The organism is Pseudomonas sp. GW821-FHT12A04 (assembly GCF_058807755.1).
The window spans coordinates 234647-255284 of sequence record NZ_JBXAQZ010000009.1 but is presented as its reverse complement, the minus strand read 5'-3'; the positions used below and the strand labels follow the sequence as shown (position 1 = coordinate 255284).

Annotated in this window: 8 protein-coding genes; 3 read left to right on the top strand and 5 right to left on the bottom strand. The window is 62.8% G+C overall.

The window, feature by feature from the left end; all coding sequences use genetic code 11:
- Positions 1-57 precede the first annotated feature (57 nt).
- Together AC1RS8_RS16310 and AC1RS8_RS16305 are read right to left on the bottom strand one after the other, a co-directional pair.
- On the bottom strand, positions 58-870 hold the full coding sequence (locus tag AC1RS8_RS16310; RefSeq protein ID WP_489339006.1) for an alpha/beta fold hydrolase: 813 nt from the start codon (positions 868-870) through the stop codon (positions 58-60).
- Positions 871-1089: 219 nt separating this feature from the next.
- Positions 1090-14088 (bottom strand): non-ribosomal peptide synthetase, encoded by a 12999-nt coding sequence (locus AC1RS8_RS16305; protein WP_489339007.1) that lies wholly within the window; start codon positions 14086-14088, stop codon positions 1090-1092.
- A gap of 377 nt (positions 14089-14465) precedes the next feature.
- Between AC1RS8_RS16305 and AC1RS8_RS16300 the strand changes: the two genes are divergently transcribed.
- A complete protein-coding gene (locus tag AC1RS8_RS16300) occupies positions 14466-15014 on the top strand; it encodes an RNA polymerase factor sigma-70 (RefSeq protein ID WP_057713859.1) in 549 nt (182 codons plus the stop codon).
- Positions 15015-15145: 131 nt separating this feature from the next.
- Here the strand turns inward: AC1RS8_RS16300 and AC1RS8_RS16295 are convergent, their stop codons facing one another.
- The 3 genes from AC1RS8_RS16295 to AC1RS8_RS16285 form a co-directional block, all read right to left on the bottom strand.
- A complete protein-coding gene (locus tag AC1RS8_RS16295) occupies positions 15146-16159 on the bottom strand; it encodes a GNAT family N-acetyltransferase (protein ID WP_489339008.1) in 1014 nt (337 codons plus the stop codon).
- 75 nt (positions 16160-16234) lie between these two features.
- A complete protein-coding gene (locus AC1RS8_RS16290) occupies positions 16235-17053 on the bottom strand; it encodes a substrate-binding periplasmic protein (RefSeq protein WP_349734900.1) in 819 nt (272 codons plus the stop codon).
- Between the two features lie 94 nt (positions 17054-17147).
- Positions 17148-17774 carry a TetR/AcrR family transcriptional regulator gene (locus tag AC1RS8_RS16285; RefSeq protein WP_218494478.1) on the bottom strand — a complete coding sequence of 209 codons (627 nt, stop codon included), beginning with the start codon at positions 17772-17774 and terminating at the stop codon, positions 17148-17150.
- Between the two features lie 178 nt (positions 17775-17952).
- Here AC1RS8_RS16285 and AC1RS8_RS16280 point away from each other — a divergent pair, with 178 nt between their 5' ends.
- Positions 17953-19755 carry an acyclic terpene utilization AtuA family protein gene (locus AC1RS8_RS16280; RefSeq protein WP_489339009.1) on the top strand — a complete coding sequence of 601 codons (1803 nt, stop codon included), beginning with the start codon at positions 17953-17955 and terminating at the stop codon, positions 19753-19755.
- A 12-nt stretch (positions 19756-19767) separates the two neighbouring features.
- On the top strand, positions 19768-20637 hold the full coding sequence (locus tag AC1RS8_RS16275; protein WP_489339010.1) for an SDR family oxidoreductase: 870 nt from the start codon (positions 19768-19770) through the stop codon (positions 20635-20637).
- Position 20638 lies beyond the last annotated feature (1 nt).

Below are 20638 nucleotides of genomic sequence, written 5' to 3'. Positions count from 1 at the left end.
GGGAAAGGTGATCACCTGTGGGAGCGAGCTTGCTTGCGATGGCGTCGGTAGATTCGACTAATTTCTGTCGGCCAAAAATGCCAACAAGGTTTCAGTCACAAACCCAGGGTTCTCCAGATTGGAAATATGCCCCGCCTCCGGCACCAGCACCCACGGGCAGCCAATCAGCTCAGCCATTTCACGGGCTTCACCCGGTGGCCGAGGCTTGTCCTGATCGCCGCACATCACCAGTGTGGTCGCTGCGTCCAGTTCGCCCAGACGCGATAACTGGTCATCGCGCCCAAATGTAATCCGCCCCATCGGCGCGATGCTTTCACGCAGGCGATCCGCGGGTAGAGCCGCGAGGGAAGCACGAAAATCCCGGTAGAGCGCCGATTGCGGATCAATGCCCGGCCGGAAGAAAATCGGCACCACGATATCCAGCAGCGCTGGCGTGATGACACCCGCCTCTTCGATCTGCTTCAACAGTGAAAAGTAATACTGGCGAGTCGGCTCCGGTTCGGCGCCGGCGTAGGTGTCCATCAGCACCAGTCCGTTGATCCGCTGCGCTGCCGACAACGCCAGGCGCGCGCCCCACATGCCGCCGACCGACAGGCCGACCAGCGTGACCCGCTCGATGTCCAGATGGTCGAGCAGGACCAATGCCTGACGCGCCAGGTCATCCAGCGACGTCGTACCGACAGGCAACGGCCCGGATTGGCCGTGCCCCCACAGCTCCAGGGCTATCACACGATACTGTTGCGAGAGCGCGGCAATCTGCGGCGCCCACATGGCCTGGTCCCACAGGTAACTACCGGCCAGCAGTACCGCCGGGCCGGTACCTTGATCGATGTAGTGGAGGGCTTGTCCGTCTATCGTTACGAAGGGCATCGGCTGTCTCCACGAGCAAAAAGGGAGCCCGAAGACTGAGCGGCTGACGGATCGCAGTCAATCGCGAGAATGTATGCGTTTGTACAACCGCCATCGCGGGCAAGTCGGATCGCCGCACCGCCGCTCCCACAGGGATTCATGCTGATCACAAATGATGTGTTCACCACCCACTGTAGGAGCGAGCTTGCTTGCGATGGGGCCAGTACTGACGCCAGGGAATCAAAGCCCCTCCAGCTCCGCCATCAGGTCATTCAAGCGATCCACTTTCTCCTCGGTGAGCTCGCTGGCCGCCAACCCGTCGATGTACCGGGCCAGTTCTTCCACCGTGCTGCATTCGAACATCGCCCGCAGCGGCACATCCCGTTGCAGGGATTTCTGCACCCGCGAGGCGATTTGCGTGGCCAGCAGCGAATGCCCGCCCAACTCGAAGAAATTGTCGCGAACGCCCACTCTCTCGACCTTCAGTACCTCGGCCCAAATGTCTGCCAGGGTCTGCTCCAGCTCATTGCGCGGCGCCTGGTAATCCTGGCATTGCAATTGACCGATCTCCAGCGTCGGCAGGGCCTTGCGGTCCAGTTTACCGTTGGCGTTGAGCGGCAGCTTGTCCAGCCATAACCAGTGCAGCGGCACCATGTATTCCGGCAGTTCGGCGCGCAGGCGTTGCTTGATGCGCTCCAGGCGTTCAGCCGGATCGAGCGCAACATCCGCCGCGACCAGATAGCCCACCAGGTGCTTGCCGTTCGCCCCTTCCTGCACACCCACCGCCGCATCGCGGACTTGCGGTTGTTCGTGCAGGTGAGCTTCGATTTCACCGAGCTCGATGCGGTAACCGCGGATCTTCACCTGATGGTCGACCCGGCCGACATATTCCAGAACGCCGTCACTACGACGGCGGGCCAGGTCGCCGGTGCGATACAGGCGCTCACCCGGTGCGCCAAACGGGTTCGGCACAAACACCGGTGCCGTGCGCAGCGGATCGCTGACATAGCCGCGACCGACCCCGGTCCCCGCCACGCACAGTTCACCCACCGCGCCCAGCGGCACCAGTTCCAGCGCTCCGTCGAGCAGGTACAATTTGTTGTTGTCAGTCGGCGTACCAATCGGCAGGTAGCTGCCGCGAGTCGAAGCCATATCGACGCGGAAGAACGCCACGTCATCCGAGCACTCCGCCGGGCCATAGGCATTCACCAGGCCGATCTGCGGATAGCGCAGCAACCATTGATGCGCCAGTTCCGGCGGCATCGCCTCCCCCGTCGGCAACATCCAGCGCAGGCCATCGAGGCTCATGCGTTCCTGGGCGAGCATGCCCTGGATCAGCGAAGGCACGCTTTCCAGTACGGTGATGCCCTGGCTTTGCACATGGGCCAGCAAACCCTGGGGATCGTGGGCAATGGTGTTCGGCACGATGTCCACCCGGGCGCCGAACAACGGCGCGGCGAGGAACTGCCACACGGAAATGTCGAAGCTTTGCGACGCGGTTTGCGCGATCACGTCGGCGTCGCTCAGGTTCAGGTACGGCACCTTGCTCAACTGGTTGTTGAGCATGCCGCGCTGTTCGACCATCACGCCTTTGGGCAAACCGGTGGAACCAGAGGTGTAGATCACATAGGCGAGGTTGTCCGGACCACTGTAGACACCAGGATTGTCCGCCGACAGCGCAAGGGCCTGGACTTCTTCCCAGACCAGCAGCCGTGGCCGGCTGGAGCAGCCGAACTCCTCGAGCAAGGCTTGCGCCTGCTCACGACAGGCTTGCGTGCACACCAGCAATGGCGTGCGGCTCAGATCGATGATCCGGCTCAGACGCTGACCCGGCAAACCCGGATCCAGCGGCAGGTAACCCGCCCCTGCCTTGAAGCTGCCGATGATCATGCCCAGCAAATCGAGGCTGCGTTCGGCCAGCAAGGCCACCGGTTGATCGCGCCCGACACCGGCGGCGATCAATGCATGACCGAGGCGGTTGCTGCGCTGGTTCAGCTCCAGATAACTGTATTGCCGGTCCAGACAACTGGCGGCAATTCGCAGTGGATGCCGGGCGACCTGCGTTTCGAACAATGAAACGTAGCTCTGCTCCAGCGGGTAATCGTGTTCGCTCTGGTTGCAGCCATGGATGAGGAAGTCCTGCTCCTCAGTCCCCAGCAACGGCAGGTCGGCCATGTCGCCATGGAAACCTTCCACCAATGCCAGCAGCAGACGCTTGAACTCAGCGAGCATGCGCTCGACCGTGGCCTCATCGAAGTAGCGTTGGTCGTAGGACAGGTGCAAACCCAGGTCATCGCCCGGATAGCACACGGCCGTGAGCGGGAAGTTGGTATGGGTTCGGCCCGAGTCCGAGGTCGCGTTGAGGCTCTGCGCACGGTCGAGCACCGAGACTTCCACCGGGGCGTTTTCGAACACGAACAGGCTGTCGAACAGCGGCTGGCCTTTGGGCAGTTCGCTTTGCTCCTGGATGTTCACCAGTGGCAGGTATTCGTATTCACGCAGTTGCATATTGTTGTCGAGCAGACCGGTGAGCCACTGGCGCACGCTGCATCGCTGGCCGTCCTCAGGCATTTTCACCCGCAGCGCGATGCTGTTGATGAACAGGCCGACGGTGCGCTGCATCTGCGGCATGTCCACCGGACGCCCGGCCACGGTGACGCCGAACAGCACGTCGCGATCACCGCTCAAGCGCCGCAGCACCAGCGCCCACGCCGCCTGGGCAAAGGTGTTGATGGTCAACTGATGGGCCTGGGCCAGTTCGCGCAATTGCGCACCGTCACGGGCATCGAGCCTTGCATAGCGGTCGCCGACGATCATGCCACCGCTGTCGCCGGCATGTTCACGCAGCAATGGCCGGTCGCTCGGGATCGGCGTGGTCCGTTCGAACCCCTGCAGGTTGGTTTTCCACCACTGCCGTGCTTCGGCCAGGCTCTGATGCTGCAGCCAACCGATGTAGTCGCGATAACGTGGTGGTACCTCCAGCTGCGCTTCCCGGCCTTCGCCGAGGGCGCTGTAGATCTCGAAGAAATCATTCATCAGCAGCGAACGGCACCAGGCATCGATGAGGATGTGGTGGTTGCTCATCATGAACCAGTAGCGCGCCGCGCCCACACGGATCAAACGCAAGTGGAACGGCGCTTGGTTGAGCAGATCGAACCCCGCCTCGCGTTCGGTCTTGAGCAAGGTTTGCAGCTTCGGCTCTTGCTCGGCTTCGCTGATAGCGCTCCAGTCGAGGTATTCGATCGGCGTACTGCCCGGTTTGTGGATCACTTGCAGCATGTCTTCGCCAACGTTCCAGCAGAACGACGCGCGCAACGCTTCGTGGCGGGCGATCACCGCTTGCCAGGCCTGGGCGAAACGCTGCGGGTCGAGTTCGCTGTTGATGCGGTAGCGGTCCTGCATGTAGTACAGGCCGGTGCCCGGTTCCAGCAAGGTGTGCAACAGCATGCCTTCCTGCATCGGGGTCAGCGGGTAGACGTCTTCGATGACGGCGGCCGGGACCGGCAGCGCATCCAGTTGAGTCTGGCTGAGATTCGCCAGCGGGAAGTCCGACGGCGTCAGGCCACCCGCGTCGTCGCGCAGGCAATGCTCGATCAGGCTGTTCAACTCACCGAGGTAGGCATCGGCCAACTCGTCGATGGTTTGCCCATCGAAGCGTTCGGCGCTGAAAGTCCAGCGCAGTACCAGTTCACCGCCATACACCTGACCGTCGACGCTCAGCTCGTTGGGCAACGGGGCATTGGCATCGTGGGCCGCACCAATGGCTTCATCCAGTGGATGGAACAGCGCGTCTGCCCCGAAGCTCTGGTCGAACTGGCCGAGGTAGTTGAAGGTGATCGGCGCCACCGGCAACTGCGCCATGCTGTGACGGCTCAGGTCATCGGCCAGGTAACGCAGCACGCCATAGCCCAGGCCTTTGTGCGGCACGGCACGCAATTGCTCCTTGATCGCCTTGATCGACACGCCCTGCCCGGCGGCTTCTTCGATGTTCAGCGGCGTCAGGCGCAGTGGGTAGGCGCTGGTGAACCAGCCGACGGTGCGGGTCAGGTCGATCTCGTCGAACAGCGCTTCGCGGCCGTGGCCTTCCAGTTGAATCAGCGCCGATGGCTGACCGCTCCAGCGGCACAGCACGCGGGCCAATGCGGTCAGCAGCAAGTCGTTGACCTGGGTGCGATAGGCACTCGGTGCCTGTTGCAGCAACTGCCGGGTACGCTCGCTGTCGAGGCGCACGCTGACGGTTTGCGCATGTCGGTTCTGCCGCCCGCCTGCGGGGTGATCACAGGGCAAATCGGCAGTGGGCCCGGCCAGGTGCGCCTGCCACCAGCCCAGTTCTTCGCGCAGGGACTCACTGCCGGCGTAGGCTTGCAGCCGTGCGGCCCAGTCCTTGAAGGCGCTGGTTTTCGCCGGCAGTTTCACCGACTGCTGCGCGTCCAGTTGGCGGTACACGGTTTGCAGGTCGTCCAGCAATACGCGCCATGAAACACCGTCGACGACCAAGTGGTGAATCGCGATGAACAGTCGTTGCTGGCCCTCGGGACCATCGACCAGCAACACGCGTATTAGCGGTCCCTCTTCGAGGTCGAGGCTGCGCTGGGCATCGGCGAACAAGGCCGCGCATTTGTCCATCGACGAAACGCGTACCTGCCACAGCACCGGCGCCTCGGAAATCGGCTGATGCTGTGCTTGCCACTGACCGGCGACCTTGCTGAAGCGCAGACGCAAGGCGTCGTGCTGTTCGATTACCGCCAGCAGCGCTTGCTCCAGTCGATGGGGCTCCAGAGGTGCGGTCGGTTGCAGCAACAACGCCTGGTTCCAGTGCTGGCGCTGCGGGATGTCGGTGTCGAAGAACCAGTGCTGGATCGGCGTCAGATGCGACTCACCCATGATCAAGCCCTGCTCGGCACTGACCTGCTCGCTGCGGCTGGCCACGGCGGCGAGGGTCTGCACGGTCTGGTGCTGGAACAGGTCGCGAGGGCTGAAGTGAATGCCCTGCTGCCGTGCCCGGCTGACCACCTGGATCGACAGGATCGAGTCACCGCCCAACTCGAAGAAGTTGTCGTTGAGGCCGACCTGTCCAACGTTCAGCACTTCGCACCAGATCTGCGCGAGGCTGACTTCAAGCTCGTTGCTCGGCGCTACGTAGTGATGGCGATTCAGCTCCGGGTCCGGCGCCGGCAGCGCGCGGCGGTCGAGCTTGCCGTTGGCGGTTAGCGGCATGCGGCCCAGCAGGATCAGGTGCGTGGGCACCATGTAGTCTGGCAGTTGCGATTTCAGATGCGCCTTGAGGGCCTCGCGCAAAACCGATTGCTGTGCTTCGTTCTGTTCGGCGACGTCAGTCACCAGATAGCCGACCAGTTGCTTGCCACTCGGTGCATCGAGCGCCAGCACAACGGCTTCACGAATCGATTCGTGCTCCAGCAGACGGGTTTCGATCTCGCCCAGTTCGATGCGAAAACCACGAATCTTCACTTGATGGTCGATGCGTCCGAGGTATTCCACCAGGCCGTCGGCGCGCTGGCGCACCAGGTCGCCGGTGCGGTAGATACGTCCGCCGTTGGCGGCAAACGGATCGGCCACAAAGCGCTCCGCGGTCATGCCCGGACGCTGGTGATAACCCTGGGCCAGACCCGCGCCACCGACGTACAACTCGCCCGTCGCGCCTTGCGGCACCAACGCCAGGTCGGCGTCGAGAATGTAGGCCACGCGGTCGCCGATGATGCTGCCGATCGGCACGCTGCCGGCGCCCTCTTCCAGCACTTCAGGGGCGAGACTGGCCAGCGGCATGACCACGGTTTCGGTCGGGCCGTAGGCGTTGAAGAACAGGCTCGGCTTGAAGGCTGCGCGAATGCGCGCCAGGTGTTCACCGGTCAGTGCTTCGCCGCCGGTAATGATCATGCGCACCGCCAGGGTTTCATTTTGCGTTGCCAGCCATTGCGCCAACTGGCTGCCATAGCTCGGCGTGAATCCGAGGACGTTGATCTGATGACGACGGATCAGGCCACAGATTTCTTCCGCGTCCCACTGCCCTTGAGCCCGCAGCACCACTTGCGCACCGCTGAGCAGCGGCACCAGCAAACGCTCGGTGGCGGCGTCGAAGTTGATCGAATAGAAGTGCAGTTCGCAATCGTCAGGGCGCATGGTGAAACGCTCGATCACCGCGCGGCAGTGCATGGCGATTTCGCCGTGGGATACCACCACGCCTTTCGGTTTGCCGGTCGAGCCCGAGGTGTAAATCAGGTAGGCCTGATGCTGCGGCAGGCTGATCAACGGCAACTCGGTGGCCGGGTAGTTGGCCAGTGCAGCGGCGTCTTCTTCAAGACACCAGCGGCCGACGGTCGCCGGCAACTCGCCCAGGGCCTTGAACATCGCCGCGTCGCTGAGCAGCAAACCGATACCGCTGTCTTTAATCATGTAATGCAAGCGGTCCAGCGGGTATTCCGGATCCAGCGGCACATAGGCGCCGCCAGCCTTGAGGATCGCCAGCAGGCCGACGACCATCTCCAGCGAGCGCTCCAGTGCCAGCCCCACACGAACCTGCGGTCCGACGCCTCGCTCGCGCAGCATCCAGGCCAGGCGATTGGCCCGGCCGTCGAGTTCGGCATAGCTCAGGGTTTGCCCGGCGAAGGTCAGGGCCGGAGCGTCCTGGCGCATCAAGGCTTGCTCGGCGAACAGGTGATGGATGCACTGGTCCAGCCGATGCTCGCCCGGCTCGACGCCGAGACTGTCGAGCAGATGTTGTTGTTCGCCACACGCCAGCAGCGGCAGTTCGCTCAAGCGCTGCTGCGGATCGGCAATCAGCGCCTCCAGCAGGTTGCGCCAATGCTCGGCCATGCGCGCAATGCGCGGCTCGTCGAACAGATCGGTGCTGTAGGTCAGGCAGCAACCCAGGCGATGGTCCAGGTCGGTGACTTCCAGGTTGAGGTCGAACTTGGTCGCGCGGGCATCGTTGGCCAGGTACTCGACCGTCATGCCGGCCAGGGTGCGGCTTTGCTGGAACTCCCAGCGCTGCACGTTGCACATCACCTGGAACAATGGGTTGTAGGCCGCGCTGCGGGGTGGTTGCAAGGCTTCCACCAGATGATCGAACGGCAGGTCCTGATGGGACTGGCCTTCGATCACCGTGTGGCGCACCTGCTCGAACAATTCGCCCACGGACATCTGCCCGTCGAGCTGGCAGCGCAGCACCTGTGTGTTGAGGAACGCGCCGATCAGCCCTTCGCTTTCCGGGCGAATGCGGTTGGCCACCGGCGCGCCGATGCGCAGATCGGTCTGGCCGCTGTAGCGGTACAGCAGCGTAGCCAGGGCGGCGGTCATGGTCATGAACAGGGTCAGGCCGTGTCGCGCATTGAAGGCGCGGACCCGTGCCGCGAGGTCGTCGCTCAGGTCAAAGCGATACAACTCACCCTGATGGCTTTGCACCGGCGGACGCGGACGGTCGGCCGGCAACTCCAGCAGCGGGTGTTCGCTGCCCAGTTGCGTTGTCCAGTAATCGAGCTGGCGCTGACGCTCGCCGGACTCCAGCCACTGACGCTGCCACACGCTGTAATCCAGGTACTGCACCGGCAACGGCGCCAGCGGTGATTCACGGTCATCGACGAACGCTTCGTACAGCGCGCTGAGCTCCCGGGCAAAAATGTCCATCGCCCAGCCTTCGGTGACGATGTGGTGCAGGGTCAGAACGAAGTAGTGTTCCTGTTCGGCGGTCTTGACCAGACAGGCGCGCAGCAAGGGTCCGGTCTCCAGATCGAACGGCTGGTGCGCTTCGTCGTCGGCCAGTTGCTGGACCTGCCACTCGCGGACCTCGGCATCCAGCGCGGTGAAATCCTTCCACGCCATGCGCACGCCGGTTTGCGCGTGTACTTGCTGGCGGGCGACGCCGTCGATGCTCGGGAACGTGGTGCGCAGGGTTTCGTGACGCAGGATCAGGACTTGCAGCGCGGCCTCGAAGCGCGCCACGTCAAGCACGCCACGCAGCCGCGCCATGCCGCCGACGTTGTAGGCCGGGCTGTCGGGCTCCATCTGCCAGAGGAACCACATGCGCTGCTGGGAATAGGACAGCGGCACCGGCTGCCCGCGGTCGACTTTTTCAATCGGCGGCTGTTTGTTGGTGCTGCCACTGGCCTGGATCAGGCGAACCTGTTCGGCAAACGCACCGAGTTCGCTGTGCTCGAACAGCGCCCGCAGCGGCAACTCGACGTCGCAGGCCTGGCGGGTGCGGGAGATGATTTGTGTGGCCAGCAGCGAGTGACCGCCGAGGGCAAAAAAATCATCGCGCAAACCGACTTGCGTCAAACCCAGCACTTCGCGCCAGATGCCGGCGATGTGTTGTTCCAGTTCTGTCACAGGCTCGACGTGCTCGCGAACCTGCCACTGCGGTTCCGGCAACGCGCGGCGGTCGAGCTTGCCGCTCGGGCCGAGGGGCATTTGGTCCAGGCGCATCAGTTGCGCCGGCACCATGTATTCCGGCAGTTCGGCGGCCAATGCGCTTTTCAGGCGCGCGGTTTGTTCGACCTCGTCCCCGGCATTGTCCGCAGCGGTGTAGTAACCGATCAACTGCGCCCCGGCCACGGTGTCGCGCACCAGCACCACGGCTTGCGCAATGCCATCCTGGGCCAGCAGCCGTGCCTGGATTTCCTCCGGCTCGACCCGGAACCCGCGCAACTTGACCTGTTGATCGAGACGGCCGAGGTATTCGATCACGCCATCCGCCGTCCAGCGTGCCCGGTCGCCGGTGCGATACAGGCGTGCACCCGGCTCGCCCAACGGATCGACCACGAATCGTTCGGCGGTCAACGCCGGGCGACCGAGGTAACCACGGGCCAAGCCAACGCCGCCGATGCACAACTCACCCGGCACACCGACCGGAACGGGATGCAGATCGCTGTCGAGCACGCGGCAGATCACATTGCCCAGCGGCCGGCCAATCGGCGAGCGTTCGCCATCGGTGCTGGAGCATTGCCAGTGGGTGACGTTGATCGCGGTTTCGGTCGGTCCGTAACGGTTGTGCAGTTGCACCGCCGGCAGCTGCGCCAGCACCCGGTTGCGCAGCTCCGCGGGCAAGGCTTCGCCCCCGGAGAACAGCCGGCGCAGGCTGGTGCATTCAGCACTGAGCGGTTCGTCGATGAACAGCGAAAGCAGCGGCGGCACGAAGTGCAACGTGGTCACGCCGTACGCTTGCACCAGCTGCGCGATGCGATGTGGATCGCGGTGTTCGCCGGGACCGGCGATCAACAGACGTGCGCCTGTGATCAGCGGCCAGAAGCACTCCCACACTGACACGTCGAAACTGATCGGCGCCTTTTGCATCAGCACGTCGGTTTCGTTCAGGCGATAAGTGTCCTGCATCCATTGCAGGCGCTCGGCCAGCGCCGCGTGGGTGTTGCCGACGCCTTTGGGCTGGCCGGTGGAACCGGAGGTGTAAATCACATAGGCAAGATTGTCGCCGTGCAGATGCAGCCCCGGCGCATGGCTTGGCCAACTGTCCAGGTGCAGGGTGTCCATGGCGATCACACTGACACCCTCGCTGGCCGGCAAGTGCTCGAGCAGTCGGGTATGCGTCAGCAGCAATTGAACACCGCTGTCGCTGAGCATGTAGGCCAGGCGTTCGGCGGGGTAATCCGGGTCCAGCGGCACGTAGGCGCCACCGGCCTTGATGATCGCCAGCAGGCCGATCAGCAGTTGCGGCGAACGCTCGCAGGCGATGGCCACGCAGACGTCCGGGCCGACGCCTTTGTCGCGCAGGTAATGGGCCAGACGGTTGGCCTGGATGTGGAGTTCGGCGAAGTCCATCTGGCCGCCCTCCCAGATCAACGCCGGGCGCCCAGGTGTCAGCCGGGCTTGTTGGTTGAGCGATTCGGGCAGCCATTGACTGGCCGCTGCGCAGGGTGCGCTGGCCCAGTCCGATTGCTGATGCTGCTCGGCGGCCGTCAACAGCGGCAGGTCACCGATGGCGATGTCCGTTTGCTCGCAGACAGCCCGCAGCAGGTTGCTGAAATGGTCGGCCAGGCGCTCGATGGTCGCGGCGTCAAACAGTTCGTTGGCGTAGTCGAAGGACAAGGTCAGGCGACCGTTGCGGTCTTCTTCGCTGTGCAGCTGCACATCGAACTTGGCTTCGCGGCTATGCCACGGCAACTCTTCGGCCAACAGCCCCGGCAGGCGCTTCAAGGCGCCAAGGTCCCGTTGCTGATGGTTGAACATGACCTGGAACAGGCCCTGTTCACGGGCCTGCGGGAAGGCCTCGAGCAGTTGCTCGAACGGCAAGTCCTGATGCGCTTGCGCACCCAACGCCGCCTGACGGGTCTGCGCCAGCAACTCAACGAATGGCAGACTTGAGTCCACTTCGGCACGCAGCACCTGGGTATTGATGAAGAAGCCGATCAGACCCTGGGTTTCCAGGCGTGGACGGTTGGCATTGGGCACGCCGATGCGGATATCTCGTTGGCCGCTGTAGCGGTGCAACAAGGTCTGGAACGCAGCCAGCAACAACATGAAGACGGTCGATTCATGGGCCTGGGCGGTCTGACGAATCGCATCGCTCAGGGGAGCGCCCAGACGCACGGTGTGGCGAGCGGCGCTGTGCAGATGTTGTGCTGAGCGTGGATGGTCGGTGGCCAGGCTCAGGGTTGGATGTTCATCACCCAAGCGGTCTTTCCAATAAGCCAGTTGCCGCTCGCCTTCCCCTTGCGCCAGCCATTGCCGTTGCCAACTGCCGTAGTCGGCGTACTGCGTCGGCAATGGCGCCAGCACCGCTTGCAGGCCCTGGGAGGCGGTCGCATACAGGCGCGAGAACTCGTCGATCAGCACATTCAGCGACCAGCCGTCAGCGATGATGTGGTGCAGGGTCACCAACAATTGATGGTCTTCGTCGTCGAGGCGCACCAGCGTCACCCACAGCAGCGGGCCTTTCTCCAGATCGAACCGGGTCCGTGCTTCGTCCTCGCGGATCTGCTGCGCCCGGGCCTCACGCTCGGCGGCCGGCAGGTCGCTGATATCGATCAGTTGCAGGTTGAACTCACCGGTCGGATCGACCTGTTGCAGCGCCACGCCATCACGCTCGAAGAATCGCGTGCGCAGGGATTCGTGGCGCTCGATCAACTGCTGGAAACTGGCGCGCAAGGCGTCCTCATCCAGCTCGCCGCGCAGGCGCAAGCCGCCAGGAATGTTGTAGGCGCTGCTGTGTGGGTCGAGTTGCCAAGTGATCCACAGGCGGTTTTGTGCCAGGGATTGCGGCATCGGTTGCTGGCGCGACAGTGCCGTAATCGCGCCCTGGGCCAGACCACCGTCCTGTTGCAGACGGGTCACGACATCGGCGAATGCGCCGAGGGTCGGCGCTTCGAACAGCAGGCGCAGGCTCAACTCCAGACCCAACTCTTCCCGCAGACGCGCCACCACTTGCGTCGCTGCAATGGAGTTGCCGCCAAGCAGGAAGAAATGATCGTCGGCGCCCACCTGCGCCACTTGCAACTGCTCACACCAGATACGTGCGATCAAGCTTTGCAGCGTCGATCCCGACTCGCTATTGGCCGTGCTTTCGTTGCTGGCCGACGGGAACACCGCGTAGCTGTCGAGGCTGCCGTCCGCCAGGCGATTGCGACACGCCGAGCGCTGCAATTTACCGCTGGACGTTTTGGGCAGCGCGCCCGGATGGAGCAGCACCACCACGCTCGGTGCCTCCTGATACGCCTCGGCGACGGTCTGGCGTATGGCTTTGATCAAGGATTCAGGCGGCAGGATTTTCTGCACGCTGCGGCTGATTTCAGCGGCGATGCCGATCCCTTCATGACCGTCAACCGTGACGGCGAAGGCGGCGACGCGTCCTTTGCGCACCACTTCCACTTCGCGCTCGACAGTCTGTTCGATGTCCTGCGGGTACAGGTTGTGCCCGCGCACGATCAGCATGTCCTTCAGGCGCCCGGTGATAAACAGTTCGCCGTTGCGCAGAAAACCCAGGTCACCGGTGCGCAGCCAGGTCTGCCCGGCGTACTGGACGAAGGTCTTGGCGGACGCCTCGGGGTTGCGCCAGTAGCCTGAGGCGATGCTCGGCCCGCTGGCCCAGACTTCGCCGACGACGTTGTCGGCCTGTTCGCTGAGCGAGACAGGATCGAAGATCAACACCGCGTGCGCCGGCTGGCTGATACCGCAACTCATGATCGGGCTGCCCTCGCCCGCTTCGACGCGGTTCTGCGCCAGGGCCTGATCGTCAACCCGCAGGTTGCCGATGCCCTGGCCACGCGCTGTGCCGGCCACGAACAAGGTGGCTTCGGCCAGACCGTAGGAGGCCATGAAACTGTCCGCGGTGAAGCCGCAGGTCGCGAACTTCCCGGCGAAGCGCTCCAGGGTGTCGAGGCGAATCGGTTCGGAACCGGAATACGCCACGCGCCAGCCACTCAGGTCGAGCCGTTCCAGGGCCGACTCACTGACCCGCTCACTGCACAAGCGATAGGCAAAATCCGGCCCGCCGCTGATGGTGCCGCCGTATTCGCTGATCGCCTCCAGCCAGCGCAATGGCCGACCGAGAAAATACGCCGGGGACATCAACACGCAAGGCACGCCGCTGAAAATCGGCTGCAGCAAGCCGCCGATCAGGCCCATGTCGTGATACAGCGGCAGCCAGCTGACGATGACGTCGTCGGGGTTCAGGTCAATGCCGAAACCGTGGCGAATCAGCAATTCGTTGGCCACCAGATTGCCGTGGCTGACTTGCACGCCTTTGGGCAGCGCGGTGGAGCCAGAGGTGTATTGCAGGAAGGCGATGTGATCGTCCTGCAAGTCCACCGCGACCCAGCGCTCGGCCAGTGCACCGTCGAGGGTATCGACACACAACAGCGGCGGCGCGCCGTCGATCTGCTGCAACCCATCGCGCAGCCCGGCGCTGGTCAACAGCAAGCGAGGCTGGGCGTCGCTGATGATCGACAACAGGCGCTCCTGGTGATGACGGCGTGTCGACTCCGGCGGGTAGGCCGGCACCGCGATCACCCCGGCGTACAGGCAACCGAAGAACGCCGCGACGTAATCCGGGCCACTGGGGAACAGCAACACCGCGCGGTCGCCAACATCCGTCCGGGCCTGCAACGCGCCGGCAATCGTCCGTGCCCGCAGATCCAGTTCGCGATAGCTGAGCACCACAGCCTGGTCCGGGGTCTCGGCGAGAAAGCGCAGGGCCACCCGATCCGGCGTCAGCGCCGCTCGGCGCTGAAGGGCTTGGACCATTGTGCTGGGGAGTTCGAACGCGTCGGTCATGAGGTTTCCTGCCTGAATTCGGCTTGGTAGGAGCGAGCCTGCTCGCGAAAATCCGAAGAACGCCGCGGGGTGTCAGGCGCCCATCGTTGACGACCATCGCGAGCGAGCTCGCTCCTACAGGGTGATGAGGGTTGCGCTGTGCAATTCACCAATGAGAACGGATGACGTCTGGAAATAATTAGTCGCCAGGCTGGAACGCAAAGCGGACTGAAGTGAGTCAGCGTGTCGCAGTTCTCACTCTTTACCTTTGTAACGCATTAGTTCTTTTTCTCATTTGACAATCATTATCATTAAGCCTAATTTGTCGCTCGATGTGTAGGACGGCCCCCCCGGCTCATTCGCCGTCCCACTAACCTTTTGGCAGCAAGGTGATTTCCATGATGGAACCAGTATCCACAAGCAGGTGCGATACACCGCTACTTCAGGCATTCGTCGACAATCGATTGATTCTGGTGAAGATCGCAGCCCGAATTACCGGTTGCCGCTCACGTGCCGAAGATGTTGTGCAGGATGCATTCTTCCGGCTGCAATCGGCCCCGCCCATCACCAGTTCGATCAAGGCTCAGCTCAGCTACCTGTTCCAGATCGTGCGCAACCTGGCGATCGACCACTACCGCAAACAGGCGCTGGAGCAGAAGTATTCCGGCCCTGAAGAGGAAGGGCTGAATGTGGTGATCCAGGGTGCGTCACCGGAAACGTCGCACATCAATTTCTCGACGCTGGAGCACATCGCCGATGCGTTGACCGAGTTGCCGAGCCGCACCCGCTACGCCTTCGAGATGTACCGCCTGCACGGCGTACCGCAAAAAGATATTGCCAAGGAACTTGGCGTCTCGCCGACCCTGGTGAACTTCATGATCCGTGATGCGCTGGTGCACTGCCGCAAGGTGTCGGGCCAGCGTGGCGATATGGCTGCTCGCCACTAAGTTCTGAAATCTGCATCGCGCCCATCGCGAGCAAGCTCGCTCCCACAGGTTCAGCGCACACAGGAAAATGTAGGAGCGAGCCTGCTCGCGATGGGGCACTCAAGAGCGCCGAAGATATTTAGCCTCAAGCCTCAGGCCAGTGCGCACCGATCAAAAAACCGCTCCCGCCCCAACACCATCAGGGCCGCGCGCTTGTGCGGAAAGTCGAACTCTTTCTCGCAGTGAAAGCGCTGCTCTTGCATGTATCCGATCATCTTCGCGTTATCGGCACGCGGCTCGGCAACCACGCGCTGCGTGCGCGGGTCATCGAGAAACAGATAATGCACCAGCGCCGATAACCAACTCGCCACCTTGTGCGGACCGCGGTGATTTTCTTCGCCCACCAGCATGTGAATGCCACGGTCGTAATCGCCGGTCTCGTAGAACGGCGCGATGCGATCTTCCCTGGCCCAGTAGGCCTCGAAATAAGCGAAGGGCTGATCGTCGAAACAACCGATCAGCGTCAGCGTGTGCGGGTCGGCTTCGAGTTTGCTCAGGTATTGGCGATGCTGTTCGAGACTGCCCTCCTCCTGCCAGAAACTCGCGACACGCGGGCTGTTCTGCCAGCGGTTGAAGCGTACCAGGTCTTGCTCGATGTCCAGCGTGCGCAGGGAAACCCGGGCACCCAGCCGTGCATCGAAGCGTTGATACACTTCACCACGGGGTTTGACCGGCCGCCGTGGATGACGCTTGCCGTCGGTGATGAGCATTTGCTGCGGGTAGCTGCCGGTCAGGGAATGCCCCAGCCAAGGCTGCGGCAACTGCCAGAACAAGGTGCGCTCGCAGTGATACTGGCCGTTGACGGGAGTCGGAATCAGCAGACCGCTGAACACGGCTTCGTCCGGCACCTCCTGCAGTTGCCAGACCAGGCGCTGACAGTCGGGGTTGCGAGCGAACAGCCAGTAACAGGCCGCCCACAATGCCTGTCCTTCAGGGCGACTGAAACGCTCCTCCAGTTGCACGTGCAACTCGGGGCCACGATTCAGCCGCAGGGCAAGCAACGGTTGCCCTTCCAGGCTGAAGCTCAGGCGGCAATCGGTTTCATCAGCGGCAAGACGACTGCCTGTCGGCAGACACAGGGCAGTCAGGTCATTGAGATTGGGCATGGGTCGGGCTCACGATAGTCGTCGACAGTTCAACGAAGTGACGTGAGCCAGGGCGGGAAATTTAGCCAAAGACCGTCAATTGGCAACTTGTGGCGCCGCTGCGTTGCGCTGGACCGGCACCAGGGCAATCTTGTACGGATCGAAAATCCTCAGCATCTGGCCATTGTCCCGCAAGCCTTGCAGCACCTTGGCGAATGCCTCGCCGCTGATGGGAGCCGTCGGGCGCAGGATGGCGTAATGGTGATAGACCTGATCGATGCGTTGGGACGCCAGCAACTCGCCGGCGACTTTTTCATTGCGCAGGAAGTAGTCGCTCAGGTACGAACGCGTGACCAGGGCGATGTCGGCCCGGCCGCGCAATACCATCAGCAGATTGCTGTCATGGGAATAGGTCAGCGTGGCGTTGTAGTTTTTCGCGAGGTACAGGGGGTCGGCATTGAAATTGGCGAACTCGTAGTGATAGCCGCTGAACAGCGCCAGGCGCTTGCCGTTCAGGTCGGCGAAATAGCTTTGCTGTCGATCGGGCAGGCGTTGCGCGACAAAAATTTCGGCGTCCTCCAGCCCCATGTCGACGGCTGTGTGGGGGATCTCTTCCCAACCCCAGGCGGGATTTTCGAAGATGGCCATGTCGACCCGGCCCTGCTTGAAATCACCGAAGCGCCGGGGAATGGAAGTGGGCACCAGGACAAACTGGTAGTCAGTTTGCGATGCGTTCAGGGCCTCGACCAGTTGCGGCAGCAACCCGGTATCGGCCCCGGATTCCGGGCGCACGGTATAGGGCGGAAAGTGCGCGGCACCGATGCGCACCAGTTGCGCAGCCTGGGACGGCATCATCGTTGACGCCGCAAGCATCGTCAGCAAAAGCCGCGAGGCTGACCGAATTGGCGAACCCATCAAAACGTCCCCACTCCCCTAATAAAACGGTACCAATGCATTCAAGCTAGGCGGTTTTGTCCAGTTAGCCAGTTTAATGCTGGCCAACACAAGCTTATTGCCGGTCTTCCAGCACCAGAATCAACGCCTCATCGGCCAACTGATCGAGACTCATGCTGCCATCGGCGCGAAACCAGGTGGTGGTCCAGGACAATGCGCCAGTCAGGAAGCGTCGGGTGATGAACACATCGCCGCGGATAAACCCGGCGGTCTTGGCTTCGCCCAGTACTTGCAGCCAGATGTCTTCGTAGATGTCCCGCAGCGCCAGGACCTTGGCCTGGCCCTCTTCGGACAGCGAGCGCCATTCGTAGACCAGCACGGCCATGGCCTCGCCGCTTCCGCCCATGATCGACTGCAATTCACACCGGATCAGCGCCAGAACCTGCTCACGCACATTTCCGGCCTCGGCGATGGCCGCACGCATCAACGCAGTGTTGTAGCGTATGGTTTCTTCCATCACGGCGCGCAGGATTTCGTCCTTGCTCTTGAAGTGATGGAAAATGCTCCCGGACTGAATGCCCACGGCGCCGGCCAGGTCGCGCACGGTCGTGCGCTCATAGCCTTTATTGCGGAACAGGTGGGCCGCCACTTGCAGCAATTTGCCACGGGCGCTGTCCGGGTCGGTCAATTGGCCGTCGTCCACCAATTGGCGCATCACCCTCAGGGCTTTTTGCTCGTCCACCCGTTCTCTCCTACAGTCGTTCAATCAATAACGCCGATCCCCCCGAAAACAACGGGGTTGCGCGGGCAATTTAAGCGCATGGATGCAACCAAGCAAGCGCTTGGGCAGAAGATAATCAAGTCATTTACAAACCAAGCGCTTGCTTGGTAATGTCGACACACTTCGGTTGGAGGTGGCTATGGAATGGACTGCGCCTGAAACAATTCGCATCGGTTGTGCCAGCGCCTTCTGGGGCGATACCTCGACCGCTGCCGCGCAACTGGTGGAACACGGGCATCTGGACTATCTGGTCTTCGATTACCTGGCCGAAATCACCCTGTCGATCATGGCCGGCGCGCGGATGAAAGATCCCCAGGCCGGCTATGCGGGCGACTTCATCGAAGTGCTCGCGCCCTTGCTGGGGCAACTCGCGCAGCAAAACATCCGGGTCATCAGTAATGCCGGCGGGGTCAACCCCCAAGCCTGCGCCGCCGCCCTGCAAGCGGCCTGCGACAAGGCTGGGGTAGCGCTGAAGATCGCCGTACTGCTGGGTGATGACCTGCAGCCGCAATTCAAAAAGCCGGGCAACCTGGGCATTCATGAAATGTTCAGCGGCGCGCCCCTGCCATCGATGTGCGTCTCGATCAACGCCTACCTCGGCGCACCCGGCATTGTCGAAGCCCTGCGCCTGGGGGCGGACATCGTGATCACCGGGCGCGTGGTCGACAGTGCGGTGGTCAGCGCCGCGCTGGTGCATGAGTTCGGCTGGTCGTGGCACGACTATGACAAGCTCGCCCAGGCGGCATTGGCCGGGCACATCATCGAATGCGGCGCCCAGTGCACGGGCGGCAATTTCACCGACTGGCGCGACGTGCCCGACTACGAACACATCGGTTTTCCCATCGTCGAAGTCAGCGCCGACAGCCAGTTCATCGTCAGCAAACCCGAAGGTACAGGCGGGCTGGTCACGCCGCTGACGGTGGGCGAACAGATGCTGTACGAAATCGGTGACCCGCGCGCGTATCTGCTGCCCGACGTGGTGTGCGATTTCACTCAGGTCAAACTGCTGCAACAAGGCAAGAACGCGGTGCAGGTGCACGGCGCCAAAGGCCTGCCGCCGACCGCTCAATACAAAGTCAGCGCCACGTACCCTGATGGTTTTCGCTGCACCGCCAGTTGCCTGATCGCCGGCATCGATGCCGTCGACAAGGCGCGGCGTGTCGGCGAAGCGATCATCAACAAGACCTCGGAAATGTTCCGCCAGCGCGGCTGGGCGCCGTACAGCGACGTGAGTATCGAGTTGCTGGGCAGCGAGGCCACCTACGGCCCCCATGGCCAGCGTCAGGACAGCCGCGAAGTGGTGATCAAACTCGCGGTGCGCCATCCGGACAAGCAGGCATTGATCGTGTTCTCCCGGGAAATCGCTCAGGCCGCCACCGGCATGGCGCCGGGGCTGACCGGCATTGTCGGTGGCCGGCCAACGGTGTACCCGCTGATCCGGCTGTTCTCGTTCCTGATCGACAAAACCGCCTGCACGCTGGACATTGATTTCATGGGCCAGCGCCACCCGTGTGCCCTGCCCGCCCTCGATGTACTCGACCCGCTGGACCTGCCAGCCCCGCTCGCCCCGCCGAAACCGCTTGGCCTCGCCGACGCCAGCGTGGCCCTGGTCAAACTGGCGGTCGCCCGCTCGGGCGACAAGGGCAACCACAGCAACATCGGCGTCATGGCCCGCGAGCCGGAATTCCTGCCATGGATTGCAGAAGCCTTGACCCCGGAAGTGATCGTCGACTGGATGGGCCACGTCCTCGATCCAATCCACGGACGGGTCGAGCGCTGGTACTTGCCCGCCAGCCACAGCCTGAATTTCCTGCTGGAAAACGCCCTCGGCGGCGGCGGTGTCGCCAGCCTGCGAATCGATCCGCAAGGCAAGGCCTTCGCCCAGCAGCTGCTGGAAATCCAGATCCCGGTGCCGCAGCGCATCGCCGACCAGTTCAATTAGAGGATTGCCGCCATGGCCTACGATTCGATTTTCAAAGCCGATTTGTTTGCTGGCCAAAACATCATCGTCACCGGTGGCGGCAGTGGCATCGGCCGCTGTACTGCCCACGAACTGGCGGCCCTCGGCGCCCATGTGCTGCTGGTCGGGCGCAATGCCGACAAGCTGAAAACCGTTGCGGCGGAGATCGCCGACGACGGCGGCAAGGCCGACTGGAGCACCTGTGATATCCGCGAGGAAGAAGCGGTGACGCATCTGGTCAGCGAGCTTATCCGCAAGCACGGTCCGATCCACGGCCTGGTCAACAATGCTGGCGGGCAATACCCCTCGCCCCTGGCCTCGATCAATCAGAAGGGTTTCGAAACCGTGATGCGTACCAATCTGGTGGGCGGCTTCCTGATGGCCCGGGAAGTGTTCAACCAGTCCATGAGCAAGCACGGCGGGGCCATCGTCAACATGCTCGCCGACATGTGGGGCGGCATGCCCGGTATGGGCCACTCCGGCGCGGCACGTTCGGGCATGGACAACCTGACCAAGACCGCCGCGTACGAATGGGGTCATGCCGGGGTGCGGGTCAATGCCGTGGCGCCGGGCTGGATTGCCTCCAGCGGCATGGACACCTACGAAGGCGCCTTCAAGGCGGTGATCCCGACCCTGCGCGAACACGTGCCGCTCAAGCGCATCGGCACCGAATCGGAAGTCAGCGCGGCGATAGTTTTCCTGCTCAGCCCGGCAGCGGCGTTTGTCAGCGGCAGCACCTTGCGCATCGACGGCGCCGCCAGCCTCGGCGGCCGCGCCTGGCCGATCCACAAGGCGACCAACAGCGAGTCGTACAACGGTTTCCACCGCGCCTACATACCAGACGTATTGAAGAACAAGGAATAAC